The 11,755-nt window shown below is 40.9% G+C and carries 6 protein-coding genes; all 6 read left to right on the forward strand.

The features are described 5' to 3' along the window. The first annotated feature begins 16 nt into the window (after positions 1-16). The 6 genes from B2Z67_RS03480 (at position 17) to B2Z67_RS03505 (ending at position 11,633) form a co-directional block, all read left to right on the forward strand. Positions 17-1,561 (forward strand): ADP-ribosylglycohydrolase family protein, encoded by a 1,545-nt coding sequence (locus B2Z67_RS03480; protein ID WP_291528429.1) that lies wholly within the window; start codon positions 17-19, stop codon positions 1,559-1,561. 114 nt (positions 1,562-1,675) lie between these two features. Further along, positions 1,676-3,208, forward strand: coding sequence for a DUF4434 domain-containing protein (locus B2Z67_RS03485; RefSeq protein WP_414630775.1), 1,533 nt, complete (start codon positions 1,676-1,678; stop codon positions 3,206-3,208). 243 nt (positions 3,209-3,451) lie between these two features. Beyond that, on the forward strand, positions 3,452-6,697 hold the full coding sequence (locus B2Z67_RS03490; protein ID WP_414630774.1) for a SusC/RagA family TonB-linked outer membrane protein: 3,246 nt from the start codon (positions 3,452-3,454) through the stop codon (positions 6,695-6,697). 13 nt (positions 6,698-6,710) lie between these two features. Then, positions 6,711-8,423, forward strand: coding sequence for a RagB/SusD family nutrient uptake outer membrane protein (locus tag B2Z67_RS03495; protein WP_291528432.1), 1,713 nt, complete (start codon positions 6,711-6,713; stop codon positions 8,421-8,423). Positions 8,424-8,459: 36 nt separating this feature from the next. Next, entirely contained in the window at positions 8,460-9,587 is a 1,128-nt protein-coding gene (locus tag B2Z67_RS03500; protein ID WP_291528433.1) for a glycan-binding surface protein, read from the forward strand. 51 nt (positions 9,588-9,638) lie between these two features. Further along, positions 9,639-11,633 (forward strand): NPCBM/NEW2 domain-containing protein, encoded by a 1,995-nt coding sequence (locus B2Z67_RS03505; protein WP_291528434.1) that lies wholly within the window; start codon positions 9,639-9,641, stop codon positions 11,631-11,633. Positions 11,634-11,755 lie beyond the last annotated feature (122 nt).

The following is an 11,755-nucleotide window of genomic DNA, read 5'->3' on the forward strand; positions in this document are numbered from 1 at the left end:
CGATTAAAAAAAGAATATGAAAAATATAGTTTTAATCATCATTGGTATTCTCGTTGTACTGTGTACAGGGTGTAGTTCTTCCACTTCGACTGTGCAGGATGAAATCTGTATGACCAGAAAACAGTTAGCGGATAAAATAAAGGGAGGCTGGGCTGCTAAAACTATTGGCTGTACTTATGGAGGACCTGTTGAATTCCTGCACAATGGTACAATGATTCAGGATTATACCCCTATTAAGTGGTCAAAAGATAGGGTAATTTTTTATTTTGATACATTTCCGGGATTGTATGATGATATATATGTTAATATTCTATTTGTGAATGTATTCGATCGTTTGGGGTTAGAAGCTCCGGCAGATTCTTTTGCGGTTTCATTTGCTAATGCCGGATTTCCTTTATGGCATGCCAATCAAGTAGCTAAATACAACATAAAGCAGGGAATAATGCCTCCCATGTCTGGCCATTGGTTAAATAATCCTCATGCAGATGATATTGATTATCAGATAGAAGCCGACTTTGCAGGTTTGATGTCACCTGGTATGCCCAATACAGCCTCTGAAATATCGGATAAAGTAGGTCATATTTTCACTTATGGTGACGGATGGTACGGTGGAGTGTATGTAGGAGCATTATATTCAATGGCTTTTGTGTCGGATGATATGCAGGTGGTTGTAGAAGAAGCTTTGAAGACAATTCCTGAACAAAGTGATTTTTATAATTGTGTAAGAGACGTGATTGACTGGCATCGACAGTATCCTGATGATTGGAAACAGACGTGGTGTGAATGCCAGAAAAAATGGGCGTCAGAGGTTGGTTGTCCTGATGGAGTTTTCGCTCCATTTGATATTGATGCCAAAATGAACAGTGCTTATGTAACTATAGGTTTATTGTATGGTAAGAAAGATTTTTATCGAACTATTGATATTGCTGCACGTTGTGGGCAAGATTCCGATTGCAATGCTGCTACTGTAGCAGGCGTTTTAGGAACTATGCTTGGGTATAGTAATATACCGGAATTGTGGAAAGAGAGTCTTTATGAAGTGGAAGATATACCTTTTGCCTATACCGACGTGTCGTTAAGTAAACTCTATGAGTTAAGTTTTAAACAGGCATTAGGTGTTATTGAACAAGAAAAGGGAATTATTCAGGATGATCAAGTCGTCATTAAAGTACAGCAGCCGGTTGCTGTAAAGTATGAGAAGTCTTTTGAAAGTCATTATCCTATAGATAAGATAGCTGTTAATCGTCCTCTGCAGGATTCTTCTGAGTTTGTATTTGATGGTAATGGGTTTGTGTTGAAGGGATATGCAAAATGCGCTGATGAAGAGTATGTTGCCGGTGTTGAAATGTATGTTGATGGTAATTTGGTAGAAACTTCGAACCTTCCGGTTGCGAAAGCTTCTTCTATTGATAATAGAAGAGTGGATTTGTTTCATAGATATCAACTACCTGATACTACACATGAAATTGTCTTGAAATGGTTGAATCCCCGTAAAGATGCACAGATTTATTTGGGAGAAGTGCTTGTTTATGCCGGTCAACCTAATCAATTAACCTATTGATTGGGCTAATGCTGATACTTTTTATTGGCGGTTTGGCTTTAATTATAATATTTGGTGGTAATTATTTTTTTTATTAATAATATAGATACAATGAAACGAAATTTGGGAGTGAGAATGTTAGGGGTGTTAGGTGTGTTGGTCACATTTTTAATTATTTCCGCATGTGCCGGAAGTAATACTTCTAATGAAGTTAAAGAGGTGAATACTCTTAAATTGGCTTCTACTGTACAGCCAATCACGGGTACTTGGATTAATTTGGCGTATAAAGATGTACGTAACAAATATACGAATCCACAAAACTTTGATAATACAGATCCAAAATTGTGGGAAGCTAAAGTACGTGAATTAGCTGATATGGGCATTGAGTATCTGGTATTTATGGAAGTGGCAAATGAAGGAAAGTCTTTTTATCCTTCGAAGATAATGCCATGGTTATATAATAAAGATATGAAAAGTCCGGTAGACGCTATTCTTGATGAAGCCGCCAAACATGATGTGAAAGTTTTTATGAGTACCGGTTGGGCAAAAGATCAAGATGATAATTTGCTTGATCCGGCAATTAAAGAACGTCAACTTCAAATAATGGAAGAACTGGCGTCCATTTATAAAAACCATAAAGCGTTCTATGGCTGGTATCTACCGGTGGAAGATTGCCTTTGTCCTATTTTTGCAGAACATGCCGTACAGTCTGTAAATGCATTGACAGAAAAAGCTAAAGCCTTGACTCCTGATAAAAAAACGTTGATTTCGCCTTATGGTATTGGTTTGTCGGAGTTTGATAATCCTGATTATGAGAAGCAAATGTCCAAATTGAAAGTCGATATTATTGCATATCAGGATGAAGTCGGGTGTCTACGTGATAAGTTCACTCTTCCTCGTTTGAAGAAAAATTGGCAAAGAATGCGCGATATTCACAATCGCTTGAATATTGAAATGTGGGCCAATTGTGAAACATTTACTTGGGAAGAGGGGACGAATGACCGTCAATCGGCATTAATACCGGCCGCATATTCCCGTCTGCTTTCACAACAGGCAGCGGCTTCCGTAGCTGGTGTTGATCGAATTATTTCATTTATGTTTGGCGGTATTATTGAGAATCCCAAGTCTTCTTATCAATTGGGACAACCGGTATGGTCCAATGACTTGTATAATAATTATATGGCATGGAAGAATGGCGATACTTATTGGAAGCTTTTTGAAGCAACTTTACTTGAGAAATTGTCAAATGTAGCCTCTCCTGAAATGATAGCCGAATTTGGTTATAAAGCATTATTGGATGGACAGGTCGCAGAAGAAAACAGTAAGGATAATCGATGGGTGAAGTTTGAGCAGGGTCATCATGAAATACTCATTGATTTGCAAAAAATGACTTCTCTGCAAGATATAATGATACGTACGCTGAACTATAATCCGGAAAAAATAGCCCCTCCATTGAAAGTATATATATATGTTTCTGAGGATGGTAGAAATTATAGTTTGTTATCTATAAAAGATGCTCCTTACTTCCCTAACAACAAGTATGATGCTTGGATTGATGGTGTACTATTTGAAAAACTGAATGAAAATGCTCATTATGTGAAGGTTGCTTTTGATGCTCCGGAGAAAGTGTATATGGACGAAATATTCATTAATCCGGCTGCTCAATAATAGTGATTATGAGGAATAATATGATAAATATTGTACGGTGTAATATAGGGAAGTGAAGCCGCCCGAATGTTAACATGTACAATTGTATTGATTGGGTTTGTTTAATCTGAAAATGTGATTTTAGGCTAATATGACAAGGAGTTAACACATAATTACATGTTATGGATTTTAACATGTAATTATTCGATAATTAATATTTGATACATTGAAAAACTTATTTTTATTATTTTAATGCTAAGAGACATGAAGATATCACATAAAATGTTGAATAGAATTATAGGAGTCTTTTTAATAGCGCTTATAATAGTTCCGGTTAGTTTGAAAGCTGAAACGACCGAGATGTTTCAGGTCACTAAAATTGTAGGTGTTGTTACAGATGACTTCGGTGAACCGATAATTGGTGTTACGGTTCGTGTTAAGAATGCACAAGACGGTGCTGTAACGGATGTGAATGGACGTTATTCCGTGAATGCTTCCGGAGACGCTACTTTGGTTTTTTCTTATATTGGTTATAAGACACAAGAAGTAGCGGTAAAGGGTAAAAGTACTGTTAATGTGACGTTGAAGGAGGATAGCCAAATGCTGGAGGAAACTGTTGTTATTGGCTATGGTAGTGTAAAGAAGAGAGACCTTACCGGTGCTGTATCATCATTGAAGAGTGAAGACTTGCTGAAAACAAATCCTGTAAGTATTAATCAAGGATTACAAGGAAAATTGGCTGGAGTAAACGTTTCGCAATCTGATGGCGCTCCGGGTGCCGGCGTTAATATTCAGATCCGTGGAGCAAACTCATTTACCACGAGTACCGAGCCTTTATATATTGTAGATGGAATGCCTTATTCCGTGGGTGAAGCTCCTGCAACAGATTATGGAACTAAATCAAAAAATAATCCGTTGAGCACCATTAGTCCTCAGGATATTCAATCTATTGAAGTCTTGAAAGATGCTTCCGCTACAGCGATTTATGGTTCTCGCGCAGCTAATGGTGTAGTTATTATTACTACCAAGTCCGGTGCGGAAGGCAAGGCAAAAGTGCAGTTCAGCGCAAACTTTAATGTTTCCAAATCCGTGAAGACTATTGATGTTTTAGATGCTTGTGATTATGCAATCTATCAGAATGAGAGAAGATCCAACGGATGGTTATTTGACGGTTTGGCGTATGCACCGGATAGTTTTATATATCCGTCGGTAGGAACTTGGGAGGATATAGAAGTACCGGATCCGGATACTGGTGGAATGGTGGTGGTTGGTCAAAAATACAATCCGTCTCCACAAGACTTCCGTAATGGATATGAACTTAATGGTCAGATGTTTTATGGGTCCAGATGGCAGGATGAAATTTTCCGTACGGCTTTCAGTCAGGACTATAATATCAGTGTTTCAGGAGGTGATAAGAATGGTTCTTATATGTATTCGGGAGGATACCTGGATCAGCAGGGTATTATTATAAACACATATTATAAACGTTATAATGTTCGTGCCAATAATACACGTAAGATTAATGATTATATAGAACTTGGGACTAATTTTAGTTTCACGAATGCGGAAAATCGTTTGGCGCGTACTAATACGGAGACATCCGGTCTCATTACATCTGCTATTTCTTTCAACCCGACTTACCCATTAAGAGACCCTGAAAAAGATTCCGGTTTTTCGGAAGATAACTCGACCGGTTTAGGTAACCCGTATTTAGGGGCCATGTATGAAAAGAATGTATTGTTAACGAAGAATGTATTTGCTTCCGGATTTGCAATAGTGTCTTTTACGGATTGGTTGCAGTTTCGTCAGAATTTAGGATATAGTTATAGTTATGATGAACGTAACCAGTATTATAACCGTTATACAACCAGTGGACGAGGCACAAATGGATTGGGTATTAAGAATGATCAGGTCTATGAAAGTTTGACTTCGGAGTCAATGTTGACATTTAACAAGAAGTTTGGTGTGCATGCGATTAATGCGGTAGCCGGTTTTACGTATGAAAAGGTGATGTGGCGTAGCAAGGCTTTGAGAAGCACACAATATCCCAGTGACGGGAATGAAGAAAACAATATTGGCGCCGGCGTTGAAAGTAGAGAAATGATGAGTGATCGCGGTATGTCTCAATTGATGTCTTATTTGGTTCGTGCAAATTACAATCTGTTGGATCGCTATATGTTGACTTTCTCTTTCCGCCGTGATGGTTCCAGCCGGCTTTCACCGTTGGATCGTTGGAGTAACTTCTATTCGGGAGCTTTTGCATGGCGTCTGTCTGACGAACCGTTTATTAAGTCATTGGATTTCTTTGATAATTTGAAATTGCGTTTCAGTGCCGGACAAACAGGAAACCAAAGTGTAAGCCCTTATGCTACTCGAACTGTCCTGACAGCGAGAGAAAATAATTATCCGTTTGGTGGAAGCCTGCAAAATGGTATGGCGCAAGATAGATTTAGTGCCGCTGCTCCTACATTGTTGGGTTGGGAAACGACGACCCAGTATGACATAGGTTTGGATGCTTCGTTCTTGAATAACCGTGTGAATCTGGTTGCGGATGTCTATTATAAGAAGACCGAGGGTATGTTGATGGACAAAATGATTTCATGGATGAGCGGATTTAAAAAGATTAAATCAAACTTTGGTAATGTGACTAATAAGGGTGTTGAAGTTAGCTTGAATGTTATTCCTGTAAAGACAAGGGATTTTATGTGGGCATTGGACGCTAACATTTCCTTCAATAAGAATGAAATCAGTGGTTTGGAAGCTGATCATTTTATCCCTGATTTAGTGTGGGGATTTAACAATGTCTTCCTGATGAGGAACGGGCATCCTATTGGCACTATGTACGGCTATGTAGAAGATGGATTCTACGATAATGAAGCTGAAGTACGCGCCGATCCATATTATAAGAATGCAACGGATGCAAAAATCAAAAGTATGGTTGGTGAAATTAAGTATAAGAACATGGACGATGACCCGGTAGTTGATGATCGTGACCGTGACATTATCGGTAATACCAATCCTGACTATCAATATGGTTTGACCAGTACTCTGACCTATAAAAACTGGACATTTAGTTTCTTCTTACAAGGCACACAAGGCAATGATATATTAAATGTGAATTTGAACCGTTTCACAATGAACAATAGTGATAACATTCCCTATTTCGTATGGAACAATCGTTGGACGCCCGAAAACAGAAGAGAAGCTAAATATCCGCGTTCTCTTATTACCAACGCACGTAGCGTGAAGGCTTCCGACCGTTATGTGGAGGATGGCTCATATTTGCGCTGTAAAAATATCAACTTAAGCTATCGTCTGATGCATCCTGTGAAGTATGTAGAATCTATCAACTTTGTAGCCAGTGTCTCTAATCTGTTTACTATAACGGGATATGATTGGTTTGATCCGGATGTGAATGCTTTTGGTGGCGATTCTTCTCGTCGAGGTGTAGATTTGGCATCCTATCCAAGTGCGCGTACATTTAATTTGGGTATTCAATTATCATTCTAAAAAACATAACAATATGAAACTTACTAAAATATTAGCAACTTGTACGGCGAGTGTGCTCATGATGAGTTCTTGTTCGTTGGATGAAGAAGTTTATACTTCAATGGCGGGTGAGGTAGTGGCTCAGGAAGGTAATTATTCAGCATTGGTGGCTGGTGCATATTCGGCATTAGGTTATCTGTTTGAGTGGGGAGCCTATCATGAAGCTATAAATCTGGATTGTGATTATCAATCAGGACCGGCTTGGGCATTTACTACTATTGGTAATGGTAATTTCTATAATAACAGCAGTCTTGACACTTTCTATTTTACTTATGCTCAGATTATTGACCGCGCCAACTATCACTATTACCTGGTAAACCAAGTTGCCGGTGCTCCTGAGAAACTTAAAAAGAACGCTTTGGGTGAACTTCGGTTTCTGAAAGCATGGGCTTTGTTCGAGATGGTGCAGGTGTATGGCCCGATACCATTGTACAAATATTCAATAGAAGAGGGTAATGATGTAAATTTGCCGCGTTCTTCTGTCAAAGAAGTTTACGAACATATTATTGAAACATTGCAGGAAGCGGAAACATTGTTAATGCCGCGTAATGATGCCGATTATGCAAAAGGTCACGTATGCAGGGGAACAGCAAAAGCCTTATTGGCGAAAGTTTATGCAACAATTGGCTCAGCCTCAATGACAAGCGGATCAATTACCGTAAAAGGCGGGCCTCCGATGAGAACGAACGAAGATGGCCAAAAGACCCGCTTGATGCCCCAACCGATTACTCATCAGAAAAACCAGGTTGCCGGTTATGAAGAATTTGACTCGAAGGAGTATTATCAGCTGGCCCGCGCCAAGGCATTGGAAGTGCTTACTGAAGGTGAATTCAGATTGTCTGCCAGTCAGGAAGCATTGTGGAGTTATGCAAATAAGAATGGAACGGAATTCCAGTTCTGTTTGCAGACATTGCCGGTTGCCGAAAGTATATACGGCAATTTTATCCCCCAATATTATTATGGTTATTGGAATACCGCCAGTTATGATGTGCCGGTATGGTCATCCGGATGGTATACTCAGCGTGATCATTGGTTGCAGATATTCGATGACTGGGAAGATGAGCGTATTACGTGGGGCGTAGTACATCGTTATCCGGGTTCTTATAACAATGAGACCAAAGTGATGACCTGGAATTACTACCCGGAACGTGATAGTGTATATGTGCGGAAGGGAGAAAGAGGTTATGAACCGACTGACAAATTGGTGAGCGGTGCATATTATGGTTCAAAGTTGATGAAGTTTAGTTGTACCGCCGAGTTGCAAGGTGATGTACGTCTTGACTATAATTGGCCCTTTATGCGGTATGCCGAAACTTACCTGATTTTTGCCGAAGCGGACAATGAAGTGAATAATGGCCCTTCTGCCGAGGCTTTGTCCAGGGTGTCTGAACTTAACCGTCGCAACAACAGCACCACTGCCATTGCTCGCAATGAGAGAACTCCGTTTACTCAAGAGTCGTTTAGGTCTTATATACTGGAAGAGCGCTCTAAAGAGTTTGCGGCGGAAGGCATACGCAGAAATGACTTGCTTCGTTGGGGTATTTACATTCAGGTTATGAACGCTATTGGTTACTATGATGAGAATGACAATATCAAGGAACGTGAAGAAAAGCATTTGTTACTCCCGTTGCCGGTTGATGAAGTAAATGCAAATCCCAATATTGACAGAAACAATCCGGGATGGTAATTCTATTTATTAATGATTAATCTAATTGATAAAGAGATGAAAAATATAATTGGTTTTAGAAATATATATTTGGCCGGGGCATTGCTTTTCGGCATGTCATTGGTGGGTTGCTCGGATGATGACAATCCGGTTCTTATTGAGACAACGGGTATTACGCTTATGTCGGATATGAATACTCCGGTAACGGAGGCTGCTTTGGGCGATTTCATTGCGATTCATGGTACGGGGCTGGCTTATGAGAATATTGACTCTATATTGGTAAATGATGTAAAGGTCGATATGCTGGAAACTTATTCTGAAAAGGATATCTTGTATATGCAGGTTCCTGTGAAACTTCCGGGTGTAGAAACGAATAAAATCTATATTCATAATTCAAAGGGTGTTGCGGAGTTACCTTTTAGAGCTTTGGCTCCTAACTTGAAGCTAACCCGGATGTTCAATGAGTACACAAAGCCCGGTGATACTATTATGATTTACGGTGATTTCTTTGATTTATATGAAATAGATTCATTGAATGCCGTGGTGGATTTTAACGGAAAAACCTCTGGCGTGATATCTTCGTCGAATACATATCTCACGGCTAAGGTTCCTGTGGATGTGGACAAGAATATCAAAGTGAAGGTGAGAGGAATAAAGCACGATGTTGAAGCCGTTTGTCCGGGACGTTATTATGACCGTGAACTTATGATTATGGACTTTGATGAGTTGCTTCCGAGTAATCCTATGTATGTGGTGACTGACGTAGGAGATGCACAGCGTCTCAGTGGAAACTTCCTGCGCATTGATGACACTGCTGTTTGGAGTGGTTGGTGGTATCTGGCAGAAAAAGGAGGAATCAAATATACGGATGATATGCTCGACAATTACCAGAATTATGTAGTGAAGTGTGAGTTCAGAACCGCTAACCAGTTTATTGAAAACAGGATAAGATTCTGCAATTATGTGTTCTGGGATGCGGCGCCTATGGAGTGGTATGCTTCTGATTTCGTACTTCAGAGTTATAACCGTTGGGAAACCATAACATTACCTTTTGTTGTCAATCGTTCAGCCACGTATCCGCAAAACTCATATTATAATTCATTTAATATCCGTCTTGAGATTGAACCAACGATTGCCCGTAATTTCTCTTTTGATAATATCCGTATCTGTAGAAGAGGCGATTGAGGGATTTGTCACTTTTGGGAAACATAATATTTATAGTATATTCTAAAAAATATGAAGATAAAAGAATGCGTAATGCTTTTGGCTGCAATGTTGACGAGTCTTTGGACTTTGCAGTCTTGTGATAACGGAACTGTAAAAGAGGTGTGGCTGGATGAGTTCGGGCAAGATTCGTGCTATGTCCAGGATTGGGGAAGGGCTGAAATAAACCGTTCTGTGGTACTTACCCCGCTTACTGTTAATGGAGTGGTTTATGAACGTGGAATAGGCGCACATTCCATCAGTCGTTTATTATACGATTTGGGAGGTAGGGCAGACTCCATTACCGGGCTTGCCGGCGCTGATGACAATAATAAGTTTGCATGTAATCTCCAGTTCAAGATTATTGGCGACAGGAAAGAGCTGTGGAAGAGCGGTGTCATGAAGAAAGGAGATCCCGTCAAGGAATTCAATGTAAGTTTGAAGGGAATTGATAAAGTATTGCTTTTGGTAGAAGAATGCGGAGACGGTATCATGTACGATCATGCCGACTGGTTGAACGTGAAAATCACTACTCGCGGTGATGTGAAGCCTATTCCCGCCTGGGCAAAGCCGGTAGCCAAAGAAAAATACATCCTGACACCGCCGGCTCCTGAGGTTCCGGTAATCAATAATCCTTTCGTGTTTGGCGCTCGTCCGGGGAATCCGTTTCTGTGGTCTGTGATGGCTACGGGCAATCGTCCGATGACGTTTGAGGCAACCGGATTGCCGGAAGGCGTGAAACTGGATGCAACTACCGGTCGCATTACGGGTAAAGCCGTAAAGAGAGGCGACTATAAAGTGATGCTGAAAGCCACTAATGACAAAGGTTCCGCAGAGAAAGAAGTAACAATTAAGATAGGAGACAATATCGCGTTGACTCCTTCCATGGGCTGGAACAGTTGGAACTGCTGGGGGCTTTCGGTGGATGATGAAAAGGTGAGGGATGCGGCACGGATGATGAGTGACAAACTGCACGCTTACGGATGGGAATACGTGAATATTGATGATGGATGGGAAGCTTCGACACGCACTAAGCAAGGTGAATTGTTTCCTAACGAGAAGTTCCCGAGTTTCAGAGAACTGACCGACTATATCCATGGCTTGGGCTTAAAGTTCGGTATTTACTCTTCTCCCGGCCCAACAACTTGCGGAGGCCATTTAGCCAGTTATCAGTACGAGGAAATTGATGCCAAGACTTGGGCCGGTTGGGGTGTTGACTATCTGAAGTATGACTATTGCGGATATGGTGAAGTTGAAAAGGATTCGGAAGAGAAGACTATTCAGGAACCTTATATCGTAATGCGCAAGGCTTTGGACAAAGTGAATCGTGATATTGTATATTGTGTGGGCTATGGTGCGCCTAATGTATGGAATTGGGCGGCGGAAGCAGGGGGCAACCAGTGGCGTACAACCCGTGATATTACCGATGAATGGAATGTTGTGACGGCTATCGGCACGTTCCAGGATGTATGCGCGGAAGTTACGGCTCCGGGCAGGAATAGTGACCCTGATATGTTGGTTGTAGGTAGGTTGGGACAAGCCTGGGGAACGAAGGTGCATGATTCTTACCTGACGGCTGATGAACAGTATTCCCATATATCTTTATGGTGTCTTCTTTCGGCCCCTTTGCTGATAGGTTGCGATATGGCAAATATAGATGACTTTACGTTAAACCTCTTGACGAATAATGAAGTAATAGCAGTCAGCCAGGATCCTATGGTGGCTCCGGCTAAGAAAATGATTGTTGAAAATGGCCAGGTTTGGTCAAAGAAGTTGCACGACGGTTCCTATGCCGTAGGTTTCTTCCATGTAGACCCGTATTTTATACTTTGGGATCAGGACGATGCTGAGGCTATGCAGATGAGGGATTATACTTTCAATCTTGACCTGAAGCAGCTTGGCATTGAAGGCAAGGCAACGGTTCGCGACTTGTGGCGGCAGAAGGAGTTGGGCGAGGTGAACGGCAGTTTTGAGACGAAGGTTCCTTACCACGGCGTCGCGTTCGTGAGGATTACTCCTGCGGTATGAATAGTGCAGGCTAAGGTCTCTCCTGCAGTATTCATATTGGCAAATACATTCATTCATCCCGTGGGACGGTCTCTTTCGTCCCACGGGACAGATTTTTTCGTCTCGTGAGACGGATTTATTCA

The sequence above is a fragment of the Bacteroides sp. UBA939 genome, assembly GCF_002293435.1.
Taxonomy (GTDB): Bacteria; Bacteroidota; Bacteroidia; order Bacteroidales; family Bacteroidaceae; genus Bacteroides.